Below are 19,978 nucleotides of genomic sequence, written 5' to 3' on the forward strand. Positions count from 1 at the left end.
CCCACTGATGTTGCCGCTGGTCATAACCAGATATTTTGTCGTATCATCAAACAGAAAATAATGGAGTGGAGTGTAAGGAAGCATCACTCCATATTGATGAATATTCGGTGCAATTGTATCCGGAAGTCGTTTTTCACCATTTTTTTTAAGTAATACAATGGGGCGTTTGTTGTTTAAAATTGTCTTTTCTTCTACGTTGCTTAGTATACAAATCTCTCGCACATCTTCTATTTCAGATGCCATAATGGCAAAAGGCTTATGGGGTCTTTTTTTTCTGCTTCTTAAATTTTCAATTGTATTTTCATCCTCTGCATTACAAACAAGGTGATATCCCCCTATCCCTTTGATTGCAATAATTTTTCCTTCCTTTAATAAATTCTTTGTTTTTTCAACGGGGTTTTCACATTCCACCGCTTCACCTATATTGTTTATCAATTTATACTGGGGTCCACAAACCGGGCAGCAATTTGGCTGAGCATGAAACCTTCTGTCCTCCGGTTTTTCATACTCCTCATTGCATTTCATGCACATGGAAAAAGAATCCATTGATGTATTTCCCCTATCGTAGGGCAATTCTTTTAATATAGAGTATCTAGGTCCACAATTGGTGCAAGTAGTAAATGCATACTCAAACCGCCTATCTTTGTGATTTTCAATATCATTTAAGCAATCACTGCACACCGCAAGATCTGGAAGAATGCAGCCTTGCACCTGTTGATTTGCTGAACTATGCAAGATTTGGAAATCGTGAAAGTCGTGGTTTATATACTCTGAAATTTTTATATCGTGAATCACTGCATTGGGGGGTGGATTGTTTTCCAGCTCATATAAAAATTTATCCATTGCATCTTGTTCACCAGAAAGAATAATGACCACAGAAGAACCTTTATTTTTTACAACTCCTGTAAGATCTAATGATTTTGCTAATTTATAAATATATGGCCGCATGCCCACCCCTTGCACAATTCCATGAATTTCTATCAATAAACCTGAGGATTCATCCATTCATTTTTTCTCTCCATCTATTTGTTCTATTGTGGCAGTAAGCGGTTCTATTTCCTTCTTATGAACTACAATATTCGTCCACGCCCCAATAAGTTTACTGTTTCTATCCATAAAATGCTCCCTGATACTTTCTTCGCTGATGTGACTATGGGTATGTACCGTAATAACTAATTTCAAAATCCTTTCGATGGAACTTTCTTTACACAAGTTGACAATGGATTCATATAAGTTTTGATTCAAAAAAGTATCATGCATAATTCGTTTCCTCCAATATAATTTTATTTATTGTTCTTTCAACATCTAAGCAAATTTGTTGGTACTTCTCATTTAACACAGGACTGAGTTTGTCCCCAAAGCCTAATTCCGCAATTTCAACACCAATCAAATAGCCTTTAAATTTACTTTTATAAAGCTTCATTAATTCAATGATACTCATATCATGTTGCATGGAAGCCCCTGAAGATTGGGCCACTGCTTCCTCCAACTTCAACGGATGAATACTCCCAGGCTCTGATCCTGTATAAATTGCATCAATGATAAGCACATAATCATCCTGCTTTAATAAATAAAAACAATTTTGACAGTCTGTTTCACCAATGATTACCTCAATATTTAACCCCTTTAGTTTATCCACCAAATTCTCAGCAACTTTTATTGCAATACCGTCATCCTTCATGAACCGATTGCCGATAGCAATGAGTTTTATCATATGCAACACCTTTCTACGAATAAAAAATGGATATACTTCTAGTAATTTAAAACTTCATTTGAAAATGGGATTCCCCTACATTTGGGATGTAATATTTTTAAAACCACCCACTTTGCCTTTTATAAAAAGAATAATGCCCCATGCTACTAAACCACAAAGAACCACAGTGATACCTAACAACGTTGCATCCATGGTAATCTCAAAAAATTCTCCCCCCTCGATAAAAAAGGCCATAATATGATCCACAAACCACATAAACGTTGCACCCCAGTAAATTAAGCATAGTGTGCTTAACCGATACTTATTTTGGGGCATCTTATACCAAAGTATTGTTGTTACAATTGCTGCTAATGCCGTAATGATAAAATACATAGAATCCCTCCTTTAGCTTCTGTTAAAACCCTTGCATAGAAAACGTTTCATCTTATGCTCAGCAACAAAGACCATCCCTGCCCATACCAATGTCACAAATACTGCCATAGAAGTGCCGAAGGAAGCCATTTCATGAAGCATAATGGGAATGTCATTTGGATTTTTCATTGCTGTTAAAAAAGGCGGCCATAGAATCACTTCACCGTGCCAAATATGCTCTATTGCCAATAAAAATACACCGCCCCATAACAAAGTGTTCAGCCAACTTAATTTCTGTGACCAACTGATTCCCGTTTGTGAGGCTTTATTTTCTTTTTCAGCAAAAGAAACGGTTCCTTCTGTTAAGGTTGAATCCTCAAATAAAACCTTCTGTTCTTTCTTTTCCACAACTTTTTTTACAACTGAAACAAGAATGGCTTCTGCCATAGGTACAACAAAACACGCCATATTTCTCCTCCTTTTTTTCATTTGATATCTTATTTGTATAAGCTTACCTTAAGTAAAGCCTATGTCCATTTTCTTTTTTTTAGTACAACACGAAAGCTTGTTTCATCGAATAAAGCTTTTGCATTGTTCCATCAATCCCCTCCTTACCCGCTTCATTAACCTCAAACCTCAGCCCCATATAAACATTTATCCTATCCTTAGTGATTCTTATTTCAGGCATAAAAAATAGGTTAAGTCTTAAGACTTAACCTATACTTCAAAATAATATATTTTTATAATTTTTTTGTATTTCTTCCATGCCTGCTCGCCGATCATTCAATTATGTCTCATTTATGTTTGAATCATTGACATTCCAAGTTTTTTTGATGTTTACCTTTTAATAAAATTTTTTATACCACCAAATAATTGCAATCAAGCATATCCCTAAACCCAATAAAGCAGGAACAATTACCTTTGCACCGGAAGCACCGCCTTCTGCCACACTCCAAATAATTTTTCCTATGGCTATCCCAATAATAACACCAACGCCCCCTTTGATGTTACAGTTCCATAATACCCATATTAATAAGCCCATGGATATGGGAACAATACTTGTCACAGCAATTTTTGATGTAGTCCAGTTTCCCGTAAGGTATTCTCGTTCCATGGCCAAAAACTCTCCGACCTTTGGATCAATGGTATTAGGCTTTGGAAACCAAAACATACTAATCAAAAGCAAGAAAATGGTAATACTAATCCCTAGTGCTTTTCTTTTAAAAGCAAAGTAACAGATGGGAATCATGAAAATAGGTCTGATATACCAACTCAAAATATTTTGATGCCTGGCAAAAGCCCATTCGAAAAAAACATGATTGGAACCCATTAAAATAATGAAAGCTATTGACAAAATTGCAAACAACACAGCTAATCTTTTATCCATAGTGTCATGAGAAATTTTACTTTTTGTTGTAGTCATATTGATTCTCCTTTCTTTAAAAACAATAAGCTTTATGGTTTTTATGACTGACCAATACACCATAAATGATTCCCTATATTTTATCATTCTATTGACAATTATAGACCACTCGGTCTATAATTAGAATATAACACGTACCCCTTTTACTGTCAACTTGTTTTTAAATTTAAAGAACAATCAATTTCAACTATAGAATAACAAACCTTGTTATAGTCTAATCAATGGAGGCATTTATGGAAACAAAGAAGTTTGAACGCAGAGACCAGCTCATTGCTGCCGCACTGGAAGAATTTATAGATAAAGACTATGAAAAAGCTTCTCTCAATACAATTATAAAAAATGCAAATTTAAGCAAAGGTGTTTTCTATTATCACTTTAAAAACAAAGAATCTCTTTATATTGCTCTCTTAGAAGATGCTAGCAATAAAAAATGGCAGTACATCAAAACTCACTCAAATAATAAAGATTTTTGTGAAATGGATATTTTTGATGGATTTCTGTATCAAGCAAAAATTGGGGTAAAGTTTGCGAGAGACTTTCCTAAATATCACCAGTTGGCACGGATGTTTTCAAAAGAAAAAGGCAATCCCATTTATCATACTTCCCTAAAATATATCAAAATCTCTGGCACTGATGCCCTGGAAAAAATGATTAAGGCAGCCTATCAAAATGAAGAAATCAGGAGTGATTACCCAATAAGCTTCACCATACCACTCCTCAGCCATTTATTTACAGAATTTGATAGTATTTTTTATCTTGATGGTAACAATGATTTAGAAAAAACCCTTGAACTATTAGAAAAATATGTTGAGTTTATGCGTTATGGACTAAAGCCATAAAAAAAGAGGTTCTGTCTCCAGGCATGAAATTTGCCCTAAACAGAACCTCTCTCTATTAAAAATTTTAAATTTATGGCTTCAGCTTCAGGCTGAAGAACGAATCCACTTTTTCGTCAGATCTTGCGCAAACAAATTTTCTTGTACTTTGAACCCACATAAATCAATTTGGATACTTTCCGATTATTCTCTGCTCCATAGAGCAATATTATGAATATCCTCAGGCGTGGTTCTACAGCATCCGCCAATCAAACGAGCGCCCTTCTTATACCAACGCTTTGCAGCATCCCCATAACACATCCCAGAGGAGCACCCATGCCAAGTTTTTGTTTCTGCATCATATTGTTCTCCTGAATTGGGATAAAGAACAATGGGCTTATTCGTGCCTTTGCGTATTTCTGAAATAAGTGACTCCATAAACTCCGGTGGGGTACAATTTACGCCAATGGCTGCCACCTGGGGATGACTGTCAAGCCAACGAGCGCAATCTACAATAGGTTCCCCGCTGTTGATGCGCATTCCATCTTTGGCACTAAAGCTTATCCAAGCGTACATACCTGAGTGTTCTTCCAAAATATTTACAACTGCCTGCGCCTCAACCAAACATGGAATCGTTTCACAGGCTAATATATCAGGGCCGGCTTCAATTAAAGTTTCCATTCTTTCTCGGTGAAAATCTTCCAATTGTTCTTTGGTTAATCCATAATTCCCTCGATATTCAGAACCATCGGCAACAAACGCACCATAAGGGCCCACTGAGGCCGCCACAATGGGCTTTGGACGGTTAATCCGATTTTCGGGATTTCCCCAAAAAGTGTCTCTTACTTTCGTCGCAATACGCACAGAAAGTTGAATCAGCTCCTTGGCCTCTTCTTTTGTCATGCCCCTTTTCATAAAACCCTCATATGTTGCTTGATAGCTGGCTGTTATGGCGCAGTCTGCTCCCGCTTTAAAATAATCCTCATGTACGGCACCAATGATATCCGGGTTTTCCATAAGAACCTTTGTCGACCAAAGAGGGTCGTTTAAATCGCATCCCCGACGCTCCAGCTCTGTGGAAAAAGCACCATCTAATATCATCATTGAATATTCAGATAAAATTTGTTCTATAGGATTCATAAAAGATCTCCTTTGCACTATGATTTTTGAAAACAGACCTTAGGTGTACTGTTTTCCAATGGTAAAATAAACTTGGATATAATACTCTACTTGTAATAGTTCTTTATATTTTACCTCTATTTTTTCTTCCACTCACTACTGCATTTAGCATCTTACAATTTTTTGTTCGTTGCCACGCTCCAAGGGCTAAATACCTCACCCCTCTTGTTAAGCACTTTAAGATTAATTTTATTGAGTTTATCACACAAGCAATTTCCAGTCAATAAAAACCATTTAGTTATTGGGTGTGTCCAATTTTATTTACCGGACAGAGGTCGTTGGTATTTTTCAAAAGACCTATTTCAGAATAGGAATATTCTACACCTGCTTTCTTCTTCCATTCATATGACCACTCCTTTTCAAATAATGTTATCAACATATAAAAACGACAATGGCATTTATAGACACGTAAGGCTCCTTTTGATATAATCTTTCAAAGAAGGATGTAAGGATTATGAATATTCCTTAATATAAAAAGGCGTAACTATTCAAGCAAGAGGAGATTCCTGCAAACAATTAGCCGATTACTTCGAAATCTCTAATCTAATTAGTCACTCTCAATTTAATATACCATTATAACTGCCTAAAAGGAGATAACAATGAGAAACAGTTTATCCATATTATGTGAAAACTTTATTGAAAACAGAGATACAATCAAAGCAACATTTGGTTGGGAAAGTACCTATCTTTATCCCGTTTGTGCTACAATATTTACAGATAAGGGTCAAAAAGCAGATCCAGAAAAAATGAAATCCTGCCTAGATATCCTGAAAAATCAGGTAGGACTGTTTTCTAGCTTTAGAGGAACCGGTAAATTGGTTATGACTTCTATGCTAGCTATTGACAATGAGCCTGAGCAGAAACTGAAAAATGCATTGGATGTCTTTTCATTGCTAAAAGAGCATTTCTTCTCTTCCCAATTTTTACCCTTAGCTTCCATGATTATTACGAATCTGACAGAGCCTGAACACTATGCCAATATTGCAAAACGCACGAGACACATCTATGAGTTGATGAAGAAAGCACATCCTTTTCTAACTTCCAGTGAAGATAGTGTATTTGCCGCATTGCTTGCACTTTCTCATTTGACAGACGAGCAAATCCTTACAGAAACGAAGGACTGTTATGATCTTTTAAAACCGAAATTCTTCTCCAGCAATGCTGTACAGTCTTTATGCCATGTGTTGGCACTAAGTGAGGGTACTGCTGAAGAAAAGTACCAAAGGACTATGGCCTTATTTAACGATTTACAGGAAAAAGGTTACCGCTATGGTACAAACTATGAACTTGCAACCCTTGGGGTTCTAGCCATGCTTCCTAAGGATAGCCATTCTGTTATTGATGACATCATAGACGTGGATCATTTTCTTTCTGCACAAAAGGGCTATGGATTTTGGGGCATTCCCAAAAAACAGCGTTTGATGCATGCCGGAATGTTGGTTACCAGTGATTATATGGGCAACCCCAACAACACTATGATGAACTCTGCCGCTATAGGCGCTACGCTGTCTCTTATTGCAGCCCAGCAAGCTGCAATGTGCGCAGTTATCGCATCAACAAGTGCTGCAAGTGCCGCATCAAACTAAAACTTCCTAGCAGTTGTAAGAACTATTTCTTACAACTGCTATTTTTTTATAAATTACAGGAAAAACTGTTTTTGGGTGCAACAAAAAATAGAATAACCTAACGCAGAATAGGGAATCAACGGAATATCTTCTCGAACACTGTCCAAGATTTCAGTAAGCCTAAGAAAGTCTCTAAAATCAATCTATAATGGGAATACCTCTTCCAATGATTTTTTCAATCATACAGCTTGTTTCTTTTTAAAGCGAAATGAAACAAAGCTAAAGATATGACAAGTGGCGCTCCCTAAAAAACCAGCACTATTGGTTTCAATGCAGTTAAACTATCATATTTAAGAAAATTATAGAAATCTGTATTACACTTTACACAGCTTCTCCACTATAACAGCCACCATGTCCCATCCGGCATATCATATAAAATGCCCGGAAAATGACGGAGAACTTCTCCTGTATGAACACTTCTTACATAAATTTCCTCTCTGTAATCTGGGTCTTCATACCATCTGGTAAAATATAATACATCCTCATCCCTGTATACCAAGCTTTCCGAATCCTCCAACATAAACGAAACCTTTTCGGGCCAAATAATTTCAAACAGTCCATCAGCACCATGTCTATATAAAGATAACGGAGACATAGTAAGGTACATGTTGTAGCAGTCAGTAACAGAGGACAAAGGCAGCTTGGTAATACACTGCAAGTGAAAGTTATTCCCATTAAAATGATACAGGGATATCTCTTTACAATCAAAATCCACTACCAGAATAGCAATTCCATCATTATCCCAGACAGGACGTTGGATATATACATTTTTCTTCTTTTCCAGCGGCATAAATACTTTTCCATCTGGATATCGAACCAAAAACATAGTTGTTCCTTCAAATACATCCCCCATTTGGATCATTTCCTCTGCTTCATAAATGTCACCAGTCCATTCAGCAGAAAAATACCACTCATTAGTACCGAAAACTTTCTCCAATGACATATTGGAGAGTTGTTCAATCTTGCGAATATCCATCCTTTGTTTTACCTCCCATAAGTATCAGTTCAAACCTGTTATTTTATCGTTTTATTCCTTCGGATTTGTCCATTTATATATATGCCTTTTTATTAGACGCAAAAAGTGACCCAAAAGCGTATATCCCCCATACGATCCCTTCTGATTCCCTCAATTTTTTCATACTATCACCAAGCCACTTTATAGTCAATACCACTTAGAATATCAGTATTTCAATTAACTAAAAACTGTTTATATACTATCTCAAACCAAAATACAATTTATACCAATCGTCATATAGCGAGTCCTTGCAGAAATGATGCCCAAATAATCCCTTAAAATATTAACTCTACGAAGCGTTTATTTAAAAAACTCTGACCACGAGCTATACTTATTTCATGGAGGGGAAATCATGCAAAACAATAAAGTGGGCACCATCATCCGCAAAGCACGTTTGGAACAAAAAATGACGCAAAAACAGCTTGCGGATAAAATGGAAATCAGTGATAAAGCCATTTCAAAATGGGAATGTGGATATGGAAATCCGGATATATCTTTCATTTTAAAGTTATCAAATATTTTAAACATTGATGTTCGAGCGTTATTAAAAGTGTATGAAAAACCTTAGAATATCTATAAAAGTAAACTGTTGGGGTAATCTGTTATTCCTAATTAATATAGAAGGATGTGAAAGTATATGGGAAAAAGTTCAAATAAATCTCTGAAAGAACAATATAAAAATAGAGCACTCATTGGTGGGGTTTACTGTGTGAAATGTAATGATACTATGAAGCCTTGGGTTCGAGCAACAACTGATTTACAAAGGTCAAAAAACCGTTTTCTATTCTCCATATCTATGAATTCTGCTCCGGAACCCTGCATGCACGACGCATGGAATGAATTTGGGGGTTCTGCTTTTTCTTTTGAAATATTAGAGGAAATTCAAAAGAAGAAAACACAAACGGATAATGAATTTTCAGAGGACGTAGATACTTTATTAGAAATTTGGACCGAAAAATTAAACATTGAATGGAAAGGAGAGAATGAATTTGGAAAAGAAAATTGATATACGTAGATTTCTTGATGATTCCGGAAAAATCATCCAGTTATCTCAAAAAAAAATCTTTCGCGTTGCTACACTAAGCTATTTAGCAGAGAAATTTGAAGCAGACCGTAATTATACGGAAAAAGAAGTAAATGCCATCTGTGAAGAATGGCATACTTTCAACGATTTTTTCATACTCCGGCGAGAACTAATTGATAACGAGCTATTATGCCGTGAGCCCAACGGCTCCCGTTATTGGATGCCAAAATATAAATAATAGAAAGAAGGAAGTATTATGTCAAATTTGGCAGAAAAAAATCAAGGCTTAAATACCGCCTTTCATTTAATTGATTTCGATAACTGGGATAGAAAACAATATTTTTATTACTTTACGAAAATGTTACCTACAGGATATTCCATCAGTGTAGAAATAGATATCACCAACACCTACACGCTGATAAAAAAGCAAAACAGAAAATTCTTTCCCGCTTATCTCTATTTGACCTCAAAACTAATTGCCGAACAACAAGAGTTTCGGATCGCAAATTTAAACGGGAAATTGGGATATTACGAAGTTTTGCATCCCTCTTATGCATGTTTCCATAAGGATGACAAGACAATGTCAAATATGTGGACTGCGTATAGCCCAGACTTTGAGATTTTTTATGATAATTACATGAAAGATCAAGCTGATTTTGGGAAAAACCATGGTTTATTGGCAAAGCCTGATATACCCCCAGAAAATAATTGTATGCTAGGTATGTTGCCTTGGATAGAATTTAAAAGTTACTCCCCCATTCCCTATGTCAATATCAATTATTATTTTCCCATAATACAGGCAGGAAAATTTTTTGAAAGAGAAGGTAGAAAAATAATGCCCTTTTCGATTACAATTCACCATGCAGTGGCGGACGGATATCATGTAAGTTTATTTTTGGAAAAGTTCCAATGCGGTATGGCTAACCCCCAGAATTGGATCACGCCATTATAGCCGGCTAACCTTAGTTAACTTCGAAGGTAATCCCCTTGTTGTCTAGCAGTATAACATAAAATAGGGATCATTCTGGGTGGTATTGTAAGCAACCTAATTGAATAATCATGCTGGAATCCCAGGATGAGGTTAGCTAGCAACCAAAGCTGACCTCATCCTATTTACTCAACAATACTCATTTTTTATGTTGTTGGAATCACTGCTTTGCTGTAAAAATTTTTGAATATGCGATTTATAAAAGCATTGTTATATCTGATTTATCAGGAAATCTTTCGGGTATTCATTTCAATCTGTTTTTGAAAAAAGCGGCTATGACTACACTTTCAACCACAAAACCTGTCATTCTTTGCCAACTATCGAAATCAATCTTTTGCATCTCCTTACTTTCCACCGTAATTTTATAGCGGTAAACACCTCCTTTTGAAAAAGAGTAGCAGCCAAAATGCTCTACAATTTTCTTCAATTCTACTGCCAAAATCTCTCACCTTTTCCTATAGAATTTTTCAAATATTATCTTCGTATTATTGCACATTCATAACTTTCTATGAAAATCTTTTAAGTCCTTAGGTCAGTACTGGAGGTTTCTCATCATTGGCTTAGGAATATGGAAAAATGATGCTCCTCTTCCCTCTTTAGAATGATTTATACGATGGTTTTGGAATTTGGTTATTACACCAGAGCAGGCATTTTCCGATGTTTATGTCAATATAATGTATTTATATTATCCCCTGGGAAATGGTTATTGCTCCTCTCGCATGCCCTCGATAAAGAAACGCAAAAACAGCTATAAAGTTCATGCAAGCCATACAATTTGGAAGAAACAAATGCGCTATATCTGAATAGCATACGATATCTTGCAGTCATGCCAGGCAGCAAGTTTAATATATAATTCACATTTCAAATATCCGAATACATTTTCTTATAGTGGGGTGATATCTATGCCTAAAAAATACAAATCTACACCTCGTAGTCGTATGTTTAAGCCCAGCGTAAATGAAATAGAGGTTATCGCCAAATTTAACGGAAATATAGAGGGTATTTTAAAAGAACTGGGTGCAGAAGCCGAATATATATATGAAAACTACGTAATTATTACCATTGATAAAAGAAAGCTTGGCAGGTTAAATTCCTACCCCGAAATTGTACATTTGGAGTTGCAAAAAAATCTATACCTTAACGGACCAAATAACCTGCGTAACTCCTGTATAACCTATGTACAAAGAAGCAACGGATTTGACTTAAGGGGAAAAGACGTAATTATTGCAATCATTGATTCCGGCATAGATTATATGCATCCAGATTTTCAAAATAGTGACGGCACCAGCAGAATTCTCTTTATTTGGGATCAAACCCAAATGGGCTCTCCACCCATTGGCTTTACCGGTGGAGCCGAATATAATAATCAACAAATCAACAATGCCATGCAAAGTCCCAACCCATACCAAGTAGTTCCAAGTGTTGACACCAACGGGCACGGAACGGGTGTTGCTGGCATTGCCGCAGGCAACGGAAGAGCAAGCGCTGGCGTAAACTTAGGAGTGGCACCTGAAGCGGATATTATCGTAGTAAAGGTTGGCTACAAGGGTTATGAGTCTTTTGCAAGATCTACAGAGCTAATGAGAGCTTTGAAGTATGTAATTGATAAGGCAAAGCGTTTTTATAAACCAATAAGTATTAATATGAGCTTTGGCATGAACGAAGGTTCTCATAAAGGCGATTCTCTTTTTGAGACCTTCATCGCAGAAATTTCTACTGAATGGAAAACATCAATTTCCATACCCACAGGCAACGAAGGTGCAGCCGGACATCATTACAGTGGTAAAATTGAAACTAACCAAGTGAAAGAGATTGAATTTTTTAACGGAGGGGGTTTAGACAGCATATATCTGTCCCTTTGGAAAAATTTCGCAGATAGCTTTGATATTGAATTAATTTTTACCGATGGAAGTTCTTCTGGCGTAATCAGTATTGAAAACCAGACAAAAACAGTTAGACGACCTAATGCTGTTATAAATTTTTTTTATGGTCAACCTACCCACTATTCCCAGGCACAAGAAATTTATATTGTTGCCAATTCCACCACCGCCCCATTAAGCGAAGGGATAACGAAAATCAGACTGATTGCCCACACCATCGTTGATGGTAATTTTGATATTTGGCTTCCAACGATAGAAGAAGTCGGCGAAGATACTTTTTTTGCAGAACCTTCTATTTACAACACATTAACCATTCCCAGTACAGCTGCAAATGTAACAAGAGTCGCCGGTTATAATGATCGTGTAGGGAACATCGCAATTTTTTCCGGAAGAGGAGATATCATTCCAAACTCCATCATTCCTGATATCGCCGCACCGGCAGTCGGAATCATATCCACAAAAAGCGGCGGTGGCTATGATTCCTTTACCGGAACAAGTTTTGCTGCACCTTTTGTTACCGGTTCCGCCGCTTTAATGATGGAATGGGGAATTATTAATGACAACGATCCCTTTCTTTATGGAGAACGAGTTACAGCTTTTTTACGAAAAGGCGCAACAAGAAGAAAGGACATAGTTTACCCCAATGCTTCTTTTGGATATGGAACGCTATGTTTAGAAAACACAATGAACTACTTAGTAGAGTATAGATTAGGAGCGGATTATTTTTGGCTACAGATATGAATATTAATGAAAATGACCTACCGCTGGAAGATTTTATTAAGCTCCCTACTACCATCGATTTTAACGTAATAAACACAGATCGTTTTAAAGCTTTTGCAAAAAACAGACCATATTTAAGGTTAGGAACGGAATTTGCCAATGAGTTGGTGGTAGTATATACAAATCAAGAAAATATTCCCAAGCTGTTTGAGGAATTGGGAAATGATTTCGATGAATTTTTCCCCAAAATCATGTCCCCCTTGGACAGCCAAAGTAATGAAGACAGCGGTATTGCTCAGATTTTAAACCAACCTTATTTAAATCTTTCCGGAAGAGGCGTAATCATCGGCTTTGTAGATACTGGCATTGATTACACAAATAATGCATTTAAGTTTGAAGATGATTCCTCAAAAATTCTTTTTCTTTGGGATCAAACCATTGAAGGAAATCGACCGGATTCTCTTTACTTTGGTTCAGTTTATACACAAGAAAATATTAATACTGCCTTAAAATCTGAAAACCCCTTTGCAGTCGTTCCATCTGTGGATATAGATGGTCATGGAACTTTTTTGGCCTCGGTTGCAACAAGTAATGAAAAAGGTGAATTTCTAGGTGCTGCCCCGAAGGCATATATCATGGCTGTGAAACTGCGACGCGCTCGAGAATATTATATCGACAAATTCCTGCTTCCAAAAGATAACCTAAATCTTTATGAATCCACTGATTTTCTTTTGGGAATTAAATACATTCTAGATCGTTCGGAAGAATTGAATTTACCTGTAGTGATTTGTATCGCCATGGGTTCTAACACAAGTGGACATGATGGAAATACCCTATTCGAAGACTATATTTCTTTCGTATCCCAAAGGGCTGGATATGTGTTTGTTGCTGCGGCAGGTAACGAAAGTAATCAAAGACATCATACTCAAGGTAAAATTCCAATGACAGGCAGTACCGAAACCTTTAGCATTAATGTGGGTGAACAAAACACATCTTTTACCGCCTCAATTTATGGGCCGGCATTTGACAAGATCTCAATCAGCATCACATCCCCTACCGGAGAAGTCATTGCCAGAATCCCTTTTCAGGCAGGTTTAAAATACAGCAAAAATCTAATCTTTGAATATACCTCTATCTCCATTGAATACTTCAGGGGAGCAAATAATACAATTTTCATTGGATTTAGAAATGCCACACAAGGCATTTGGGATGTCACACTTTTCGGAGATAATATTATAAGTGGAGAATATTTTGTTTGGCTCCCAATCCGAGGACAGGTTAGCCCCTTAGTCGAATTATTAAAGCCTGTCCCTGAATATACAATCGTTTACCCTGCAACTGCCCTAAGATGTATTACTTGTGGGGCATACAATAGCAATGATAATAGTCTTTATGTTTCTTCTTCATGGGGACCAACAAGAACTCCTCGTATGGCTCCGGATCTTGTAGCCCCCGGAGTTGACGTAAAAGGGATTTATCCCGATAGATATGGCACTAAAACGGGAACAAGTGTATCAGCTGCCATTACTGCGGGTGCTGCTGCACTTTTACTTGAATGGGGTATTGTTCGAGGAAATATGCCCTCAATGGATGGGGATTTAGTTCGAACATTCTTAATCAGCGGATGTACGCGTGAAGAAAATATGGTGTATCCTAATATAAAATGGGGGTACGGAAAGCTCAATTTATATGGCAGTTTCACAGTTATTAAAGAATCTATTATCAACTACTATTTATCCTAAAGCTCTCTCTAAAAGGAGGTCAACTATGTCAGGCAGTAAAATTTTTATACGTTCAAATTATTTAGGAGGAACCGGATTATTTAAAGTGAATACTTACCTTACGAATATAGGCAAACCCGCTGAAGGGGCAGCGGTAACTATTATTAATCCTGATACAGATGAGGTAATTGAAGAAGTCAAAACAAATTCATCAGGTGAAACCCCACCTTTAACTTTGAGTGCTCCCCCCATTGAATATTCTATGAAATACGATATGCCTCGCCCCTTTAATCAATACAATGTTAAAGTAACATTACCGGGTTACAACGACGCAAATATTAATAATGTACAAATTTATCCCACTACTACTGCAGTACAACAAATTTCCTTAACACCAAAATTTGAAAATATTAATATTCCATATCCTGTTTTATACGGAGATTTTCCGCCTAAAATACCAGAAGCGGAAGTAAAAGAACTCCCCTTTCCCACCAATCAGGTGGTGCTTCCCCAGCCTGTTATTCCAAGTATTATTGTGGTACATGGCGGCGTACCTGACGATGTTTCTGCCCCTAATTACACCGTAGGTTTTAAAGACTATATAAAAAATGTTGCCAGTAGCGAAATATTTGCAACCTGGCCCAGAGAAACTTTAAAAGCAAATGTTCATGTAATGCTTTCTTTTACCCTTAACAGAGTCTTTACCGAATGGTATCGCGGGAAAGGTTATGACTTTACCATAACAAATTCTACCGCCTATGACCAAGCATTTAGTTTTGGCAGGAATATTTTTCAAGAAGTATCTGATGTTGTAGATGAAATTTTCACAACTTATATTACAAGACCCGATATCAGACAGCCATTGCTGACACAATACAGTGATGGCAAGAGAATCGTACGGGAAGGCTGGCTTAGCCAATGGGGTTCAAAGGATTTGGGCGACCAAGGATATACGGCGATACAGATCCTAAAGAATTACTATGGGGATGATATTATTATCAAAGAAGCAGAAAAAGTGGAAGGAATTCCCCTATCTTTCCCCGGTACAACTCTCAAAATTGGCTCAACCGGGGAAAGTGTAAAAGCAATCCAAGAACAGCTGAATGCAATTGCCAACAATTATCCTCTTATTCCCAAATTAATTGAAGATGGGAACTATGATGAAAAAACAGCAGAATCTGTAAAGGTCTTTCAACAAATTTTTAACTTGCCCCAAACAGGCTCAGTTAATTTTCCAACTTGGTATAAAATTTCAGATGTCTATGTTGCCGTTGAAAAGCTGGCGTAAAAACCAATCAGAAACAAGAGCAGGATAGATTTTCTCCATGGATTGTTAGTAAACTTACTTTTTTTTAATATCATCGTTTAGAATTACTCCCTTATCTATTTCATGGGTTCCCTGCTTGTCCGCACAAAACCTTTCACCCAAACAACAAGCAGGTGATCCAAAGCTATGCTCCCCACAAAAAGCATACTGACAATCGACGTTTTTCACCCCTGATCATTCAGTTCAAATTTCTGGCAAAGTGCCGCATCTTCTGCAAATCGGGAGAATTAAGCATGCTTTCTTTTTTTTGCATACCAGGAATTTTAATGATTCCTTTGTTCTACCAATTGAAGAAGGAGCTGATGTCCCGCGTCCCTAGCAGCTTCAGCGAATTTAGCTGCCATAATTTCTGTATTTCCACCCTTTCGGGAACTTCCTGCTACAGCCAAAATATTCATGAAAATTGCCGCCATTTTTTTCACCAACTTAACTACCAATCCTAAATAGTAAGGTAATGCAGTGCTCCTAATAAAAGGAGCACTGCAAAAAAACTTCAAAACTTTTATAAAAACACTTTCCTTTATTAAATTCTGTAACTATCTCTAATGTGGCAACACCAAACCAGACACCGCCCAAACCCAGATAAACAGCTTCCAACAACATGTTTTTTGCAGCGGCAACCCTTTCGAGATGACCAAAACCAACTTTTTTCATCCGAATTGTCATTCTTCTTGTCCCTATACTTCTCTGTTAATATATCGGGAATTTTTCGATTCCGGATATTCCCTGCATTATTTGAAAAGCTAAAAAGATTAACACCCATATAGAAGTAAAAGTCAGTGGCAGTAAGCCTTTCTTCACTTTTAAGCCTTTGATTAATTCCTTCATTTCTTTTCTTTTTAGCACCATTATTGCAATTGTTCCTACGAAGAAAATGCCTTCAATCACATATAAAATAATAGATTGCATAGAAACACTTAAATTCGAAGTTAAATAGGAAAGTAAATCTCCAAAGATAAAATTATTGATAATATGTATTAGGATAGACCATTTTATAGAATAATTCATAGCTACATATCCAAGTACCAGGCCAACTAAAGTTGCAAAGATGCTTTGAATAAAATTACCGTGGAATGCCCCAAATAAAATAGCGGATACAAGAATGGCATAAAACTTTCCAAACTTTTGAAGTTCCCTCATAACAAAACCACGGAAAACAATTTCTTCTGCAATTGGCCCAATAAAAGAAGCATATAAAAACATTGATACTGTGGTACTGGTAGATGCGGCATCTTCCATCTCATGCATAATACTATACCCAAACCCATTGAGGCATGCCTCAATACCGGTTCCTGCTATACTGAAAATGACCTGCGCAGACATAAAAATCGTCAATATCATCAAAAAAGACATTCCGGTCATTTTCTCTTTTGACTGAAAAATTAGTTTTCGATTCTCACATTTTCGAAAATATAACAATAGAAAAATCAAACCTATAAAAATTGCAATGATACTTGAAGTTCCACTATCCATAGAATTTGTAAGAATTTTATCAATAGACGCATCCCAATCCATTTCTTTATGATCCCTATAAAACAGACCAATTCTTAATATCATATCTACAATAACCGTCAAAAACATTATGATTTCATATACAAAAATGCCTCGAGCTACCTTGTTTATATTTTTACGCATCTTTTTATTGCAACATTTCTGATTACTTTTTTCAACTACATTTTTCATTTTTTTAATCTCCTTTGCTATTTCTCTGTAATAATCATAACAAAAAAAGATCCTAATGGTTTTATTTGTTGTAAAATGCTTCCTCTATGTTGTAAACTGCATAAATAAAATAATCTCCAGAACAAAAAAGCTTTCCTCACCATCATTTTCTATAAAATATTCCATATGACCCTTATATTTTTCCACAGAAATTCTTATATTACCTAAACCAAAACCATGATTAATGCAATCCTTTTTTGTTGTAAAAAAAGAGCCTGACCGTTTATCTTGCTGGATGGGATTGCGAAATCGAATATACTGCATAGCATTCTGCTGTTTAAACTGTATCTGAATTTTCTTTTCAGACACAGAGCTACTTTTTAGAGCTTCCACTGCATTATCAATTGCATTTGAAAAAATGGTACAAATATCTATTGCGTCGACAGCTAAATTTAACAACTTTCCTTCTATTGAAAACGATATAAAATCTTTTTTAAAGTTTATGTATTTTTCATTTATAATGGCATCTACAATATCATTGCCGGTGTGTAACTCCTTATCAATCTGCTGAACCTGCACATTTAAATCCATAATATATTCACCGGCCTCTTCATTTTTCCCTTCTAAAATCAAATTGTATAAGCAGGCCATATGGTTTTTCATATCATGATATACCCTTCTTGTTTCTCTTTGCGTCTCCTGGTAAGTCTTAAAATGCTCTAACTGAGCTTTTAAATAGCGTTCATTAAGAATTGCTGCCTGCTGAAAATAGGTCTTACCATTTCCCTGAATTACCATTACAATGATTGAAACATTTAAAAATAAAATATTAATTATTCCAAATGCCACCAAAAACTTGGCATAAATTGATGCAACTTTCAACTCATCCACGCATATAAGCAAGGTGGATAATATGAATAGAAACAAACCCGTTATGCTGATTAAATTTCTTTCCCATTTGGATAGTGTTCTATTATTCATTGTTTCCTCAAGAAGCTTCAACTTTTTTCTTTTCCACCAAAACATTATAATACTTATCCAGAAAAGAACGTCAAAAATCCCCATCCATGAACTGTCTTCATTCAGTATAGAGTCCATAGAATATGAAAATAAGTATTCAAAAAAAATAGGAACGGTTATAAATGAAATAATCATGCCAGTAATGGGTACGACTAAAAACAAACCTCTAATCTTCGCCTTTTTTCTTGAGAGAAAAATAAGCATACAAAAAAACAAAAAAGGCAAGGCAATCTGCATCATACCCTCTCTATCAAAAAAAGAAACGAAACTCTCACTAAGTACAAATAATCCAAAATATAAACACCAAGCGCGGAAATTATAAAAAAGCTTCTCAAAAAATATGTATCTGGCAATTAAAATAAATATTATTAAAAGTTCGAAGCTTTCCAACATCATATATATTTTTTCAAACATAGACTCACCTGTCTTACCCTAAACTATGCATATAGCTCATCATGTACGCTTTAAATTCACTTCTTTTTCCTCGGCTAAGGGGAATTTCATTTCCGTTTTTCATGATAATTTTCTTACCATCAAAAAATTTTACGAATCTAAGATTTATTAAATAACTTCTATGAGGCCTAAAAAACATCTGCTTAGGCATTTGCTCTTGAACATCACTGAGCTTTTTTCGGATTAAATACCTAGTATCTTCCAGATACACATTAATATATACATTTTCGCTCTGTATATATTGAATTTCTGTCCATTTCACCAAAACAATTTTTTCTCCATCTTGTAATTCAATCCTACTCTCTAGTAGTCTTAACCTATCATAATCCTGTAAGGTTTTTACTAATTTTTCTATTTTTAACGGCTTATCCAAAAATCGAAAAGCATCAACTTCATAACCTTCCATGGCAAACTCCGTATGACTTGTCAAAAAAATAATCGGTATAGACTCATTGATTCTCCGAATCCTCTTGGAAGTTTCTATTCCATCCATATTGGGCATTTCAATATCCATAAAAATCATTTGAAACTCCAAAGGACATTTCTTTAAGCTATTTACTAAATCTATTCCTGATGAAAATTCTATGATTTCCACCTCTAACATTCCATAATAGGATTCAATTTGCTTCCTTAAAACTTTTTGAAAAGTAACTTCATCATCACAAATCGCTATTTTAAACATATGTATCCCTCTGTATTTTTACTTTTATTTTGAAATTATTATAGCATACAATTTTAAAAGGCACAAAAATCTAAGTCACTAGAGAAAATGTCAATACATAAAATATTAAAAGACTTAGATTATAGGCAGTATATGTTACGCGAAAGGAAAGTAATTTTTTATACATAATTAAGTTTGTTTGATATATTTGAGACAACAGACAAAAAAATGGAACTGCACAATGCAGTTCCATTTTTATAAAATTGAAATCTGGCAACCATCTACTTTCCCAGGCAGCTTCCCACCAAGTATCATCGACCGCTCAGGTCTTAACCGTCGTGTTCGGAATGGGAACGGGTGTGTCCCCTGAGCGCATCATCACCAGAAATATCAAAGGCTA

General features: G+C 36.0%; 23 protein-coding genes and 1 rRNA gene. 9 read left to right on the forward strand and 15 right to left on the reverse strand.

Going from position 1 to position 19,978, the window contains the following annotated elements:
- The 6 genes from P9Q65_RS11080 to P9Q65_RS11105 all read right to left on the reverse strand — a co-directional run.
- Positions 1–1,005, reverse strand: a 1,005-nt coding sequence (locus P9Q65_RS11080; protein ID WP_304509489.1) for a Sua5/YciO/YrdC/YwlC family protein, incomplete at its 3' end; no start/stop codon positions are given.
- Positions 1,006–1,260, reverse strand: a complete 255-nt coding sequence (locus P9Q65_RS11085; protein WP_304509490.1) for a hypothetical protein — start codon at positions 1,258–1,260, stop codon at positions 1,006–1,008. It lies immediately after the preceding gene.
- Positions 1,253–1,714, reverse strand: coding sequence for a hydrogenase maturation protease (locus P9Q65_RS11090; protein ID WP_304509491.1), 462 nt, complete (start codon positions 1,712–1,714; stop codon positions 1,253–1,255). The genes P9Q65_RS11085 and P9Q65_RS11090 overlap by 8 nt, the downstream gene beginning before the upstream one ends.
- A gap of 75 nt (positions 1,715–1,789) precedes the next feature.
- Positions 1,790–2,086: a hypothetical protein gene (locus P9Q65_RS11095; RefSeq protein ID WP_304509492.1), complete on the reverse strand. Its 297-nt coding sequence runs from the start codon at positions 2,084–2,086 to the stop codon at positions 1,790–1,792.
- 12 nt (positions 2,087–2,098) lie between these two features.
- Complete coding sequence (locus tag P9Q65_RS11100; RefSeq protein WP_304509493.1) at positions 2,099–2,533, reverse strand: hypothetical protein; 435 nt, start codon at positions 2,531–2,533, stop codon at positions 2,099–2,101.
- Between the two features lie 376 nt (positions 2,534–2,909).
- Positions 2,910–3,488, reverse strand: a complete 579-nt coding sequence (locus P9Q65_RS11105) for a hypothetical protein (RefSeq protein ID WP_304509494.1) — start codon at positions 3,486–3,488, stop codon at positions 2,910–2,912.
- A 233-nt stretch (positions 3,489–3,721) separates the two neighbouring features.
- Between P9Q65_RS11105 and P9Q65_RS11110 the strand changes: the two genes are divergently transcribed.
- Positions 3,722–4,327, forward strand: a complete 606-nt coding sequence (locus P9Q65_RS11110) for a TetR/AcrR family transcriptional regulator (RefSeq protein ID WP_304509495.1) — start codon at positions 3,722–3,724, stop codon at positions 4,325–4,327.
- Positions 4,328–4,507: 180 nt separating this feature from the next.
- Here P9Q65_RS11110 and mmuM read toward each other — a convergent pair whose 3' ends face one another.
- On the reverse strand, positions 4,508–5,443 hold the full coding sequence (gene mmuM, locus P9Q65_RS11115; RefSeq protein WP_304509496.1) for a homocysteine S-methyltransferase: 936 nt from the start codon (positions 5,441–5,443) through the stop codon (positions 4,508–4,510).
- A 638-nt stretch (positions 5,444–6,081) separates the two neighbouring features.
- Here mmuM and P9Q65_RS11120 point away from each other — a divergent pair.
- A complete protein-coding gene (locus P9Q65_RS11120) occupies positions 6,082–7,068 on the forward strand; it encodes a DUF4003 family protein (protein ID WP_304509497.1) in 987 nt (328 codons plus the stop codon).
- 376 nt (positions 7,069–7,444) lie between these two features.
- On the opposite strand, the gene P9Q65_RS11125 is transcribed toward P9Q65_RS11120, so the two are convergent.
- Complete coding sequence (locus P9Q65_RS11125) at positions 7,445–8,083, reverse strand: hypothetical protein (RefSeq protein WP_304509498.1); 639 nt, start codon at positions 8,081–8,083, stop codon at positions 7,445–7,447.
- A 391-nt stretch (positions 8,084–8,474) separates the two neighbouring features.
- On the opposite strand from P9Q65_RS11125, the gene P9Q65_RS11130 reads away from it, so the two are divergent.
- The 4 genes from P9Q65_RS11130 to P9Q65_RS11145 all read left to right on the forward strand — a co-directional run bounded on the left by P9Q65_RS11130 (position 8,475) and on the right by P9Q65_RS11145 (position 10,098).
- Positions 8,475–8,690, forward strand: coding sequence for a helix-turn-helix domain-containing protein (locus tag P9Q65_RS11130; protein WP_304509499.1), 216 nt, complete (start codon positions 8,475–8,477; stop codon positions 8,688–8,690).
- Positions 8,691–8,759: 69 nt separating this feature from the next.
- A complete protein-coding gene (locus P9Q65_RS11135; protein ID WP_304509500.1) occupies positions 8,760–9,128 on the forward strand; it encodes a GIY-YIG nuclease family protein in 369 nt (122 codons plus the stop codon).
- Positions 9,112–9,384, forward strand: a complete 273-nt coding sequence (locus P9Q65_RS11140) for a DUF2087 domain-containing protein (protein ID WP_304509501.1) — start codon at positions 9,112–9,114, stop codon at positions 9,382–9,384. The genes P9Q65_RS11135 and P9Q65_RS11140 overlap by 17 nt, the downstream gene beginning before the upstream one ends.
- A gap of 18 nt (positions 9,385–9,402) precedes the next feature.
- Positions 9,403–10,098 carry a chloramphenicol acetyltransferase gene (locus P9Q65_RS11145; protein WP_304509502.1) on the forward strand — a complete coding sequence of 232 codons (696 nt, stop codon included), beginning with the start codon at positions 9,403–9,405 and terminating at the stop codon, positions 10,096–10,098.
- Positions 10,099–10,378: 280 nt separating this feature from the next.
- Here P9Q65_RS11145 and P9Q65_RS11150 read toward each other — a convergent pair whose 3' ends face one another.
- Positions 10,379–10,573, reverse strand: a complete 195-nt coding sequence (locus tag P9Q65_RS11150; RefSeq protein WP_304509503.1) for a hypothetical protein — start codon at positions 10,571–10,573, stop codon at positions 10,379–10,381.
- 463 nt (positions 10,574–11,036) lie between these two features.
- Between P9Q65_RS11150 and P9Q65_RS11155 the strand changes: the two genes are divergently transcribed.
- Genes P9Q65_RS11155 through P9Q65_RS11165 form a run of 3 tightly spaced genes read left to right on the forward strand, consistent with a single transcriptional unit; the run spans position 11,037 to position 15,743 of the window.
- Complete coding sequence (locus tag P9Q65_RS11155) at positions 11,037–12,755, forward strand: S8 family peptidase (RefSeq protein ID WP_304509504.1); 1,719 nt, start codon at positions 11,037–11,039, stop codon at positions 12,753–12,755.
- Entirely contained in the window at positions 12,740–14,476 is a 1,737-nt protein-coding gene (locus P9Q65_RS11160; protein WP_304509505.1) for a S8 family peptidase, read from the forward strand. Before P9Q65_RS11155 ends, P9Q65_RS11160 begins: the two co-directional genes overlap by 16 nt.
- 25 nt (positions 14,477–14,501) lie before the next feature.
- Complete coding sequence (locus tag P9Q65_RS11165; protein WP_304509506.1) at positions 14,502–15,743, forward strand: peptidoglycan-binding protein; 1,242 nt, start codon at positions 14,502–14,504, stop codon at positions 15,741–15,743.
- 302 nt (positions 15,744–16,045) lie between these two features.
- On the opposite strand, the gene P9Q65_RS11170 is transcribed toward P9Q65_RS11165, so the two are convergent.
- From P9Q65_RS11170 to rrf, 6 genes are all read right to left on the reverse strand, one after another.
- The gene (locus P9Q65_RS11170; protein WP_304509507.1) at positions 16,046–16,180 is read right to left on the reverse strand and encodes an NAD(P)H-dependent oxidoreductase; all 135 of its coding nucleotides are present in this window, start codon (positions 16,178–16,180) and stop codon (positions 16,046–16,048) included.
- 67 nt (positions 16,181–16,247) lie between these two features.
- Positions 16,248–16,436, reverse strand: coding sequence for a hypothetical protein (locus tag P9Q65_RS11175; RefSeq protein ID WP_304509508.1), 189 nt, complete (start codon positions 16,434–16,436; stop codon positions 16,248–16,250).
- Between the two features lie 36 nt (positions 16,437–16,472).
- Positions 16,473–17,465, reverse strand: coding sequence for a CPBP family intramembrane glutamic endopeptidase (locus tag P9Q65_RS11180; RefSeq protein ID WP_304509509.1), 993 nt, complete (start codon positions 17,463–17,465; stop codon positions 16,473–16,475).
- Positions 17,466–17,549: 84 nt separating this feature from the next.
- Positions 17,550–18,878, reverse strand: coding sequence for a sensor histidine kinase (locus P9Q65_RS11185; RefSeq protein ID WP_304509510.1), 1,329 nt, complete (start codon positions 18,876–18,878; stop codon positions 17,550–17,552).
- A 13-nt stretch (positions 18,879–18,891) separates the two neighbouring features.
- Entirely contained in the window at positions 18,892–19,599 is a 708-nt protein-coding gene (locus P9Q65_RS11190) for a LytR/AlgR family response regulator transcription factor (RefSeq protein WP_304509511.1), read from the reverse strand.
- Positions 19,600–19,846: 247 nt separating this feature from the next.
- Positions 19,847–19,964: ribosomal RNA gene (gene rrf, locus P9Q65_RS11195) — 5S ribosomal RNA — on the reverse strand.
- Positions 19,965–19,978 lie beyond the last annotated feature (14 nt).

Source organism: Anaerotignum sp. (assembly GCF_030625865.1).
In the GTDB taxonomy this organism is placed as follows: Bacteria; Bacillota; Clostridia; order Lachnospirales; family Anaerotignaceae; genus Chakrabartyella.

Excerpts from the sequence above, each read along its gene's own strand:
- P9Q65_RS11085 (WP_304509490.1), bottom strand. The coding sequence starts at position 1,260 with ATGCATGATACTTTTTTGAATCAAAACTTATATGAATCCATTGTCAAC.
- P9Q65_RS11090 (WP_304509491.1), bottom strand. The coding sequence starts at position 1,714 with ATGATAAAACTCATTGCTATCGGCAATCGGTTCATGAAGGATGACGGT.
- P9Q65_RS11095 (WP_304509492.1), bottom strand. The coding sequence starts at position 2,086 with ATGTATTTTATCATTACGGCATTAGCAGCAATTGTAACAACAATACTT.
- P9Q65_RS11100 (WP_304509493.1), bottom strand. The coding sequence starts at position 2,533 with ATGGCGTGTTTTGTTGTACCTATGGCAGAAGCCATTCTTGTTTCAGTT.
- P9Q65_RS11105 (WP_304509494.1), bottom strand. The coding sequence starts at position 3,488 with ATGACTACAACAAAAAGTAAAATTTCTCATGACACTATGGATAAAAGA.
- P9Q65_RS11110 (WP_304509495.1), top strand. The coding sequence starts at position 3,722 with ATGGAAACAAAGAAGTTTGAACGCAGAGACCAGCTCATTGCTGCCGCA.
- mmuM (WP_304509496.1), bottom strand. The coding sequence starts at position 5,443 with ATGAATCCTATAGAACAAATTTTATCTGAATATTCAATGATGATATTA.
- P9Q65_RS11120 (WP_304509497.1), top strand. The coding sequence starts at position 6,082 with ATGAGAAACAGTTTATCCATATTATGTGAAAACTTTATTGAAAACAGA.
- P9Q65_RS11125 (WP_304509498.1), bottom strand. The coding sequence starts at position 8,083 with ATGGATATTCGCAAGATTGAACAACTCTCCAATATGTCATTGGAGAAA.
- P9Q65_RS11130 (WP_304509499.1), top strand. The coding sequence starts at position 8,475 with ATGCAAAACAATAAAGTGGGCACCATCATCCGCAAAGCACGTTTGGAA.
- P9Q65_RS11135 (WP_304509500.1), top strand. The coding sequence starts at position 8,760 with ATGGGAAAAAGTTCAAATAAATCTCTGAAAGAACAATATAAAAATAGA.
- P9Q65_RS11145 (WP_304509502.1), top strand. The coding sequence starts at position 9,403 with ATGTCAAATTTGGCAGAAAAAAATCAAGGCTTAAATACCGCCTTTCAT.
- P9Q65_RS11155 (WP_304509504.1), top strand. The coding sequence starts at position 11,037 with ATGCCTAAAAAATACAAATCTACACCTCGTAGTCGTATGTTTAAGCCC.
- P9Q65_RS11165 (WP_304509506.1), top strand. The coding sequence starts at position 14,502 with ATGTCAGGCAGTAAAATTTTTATACGTTCAAATTATTTAGGAGGAACC.
- P9Q65_RS11170 (WP_304509507.1), bottom strand. The coding sequence starts at position 16,180 with ATGAATATTTTGGCTGTAGCAGGAAGTTCCCGAAAGGGTGGAAATACA.
- P9Q65_RS11175 (WP_304509508.1), bottom strand. The coding sequence starts at position 16,436 with ATGAAAAAAGTTGGTTTTGGTCATCTCGAAAGGGTTGCCGCTGCAAAA.
- P9Q65_RS11180 (WP_304509509.1), bottom strand. The coding sequence starts at position 17,465 with ATGAAAAATGTAGTTGAAAAAAGTAATCAGAAATGTTGCAATAAAAAG.
- P9Q65_RS11185 (WP_304509510.1), bottom strand. The coding sequence starts at position 18,878 with ATGTTTGAAAAAATATATATGATGTTGGAAAGCTTCGAACTTTTAATA.
- P9Q65_RS11190 (WP_304509511.1), bottom strand. The coding sequence starts at position 19,599 with ATGTTTAAAATAGCGATTTGTGATGATGAAGTTACTTTTCAAAAAGTT.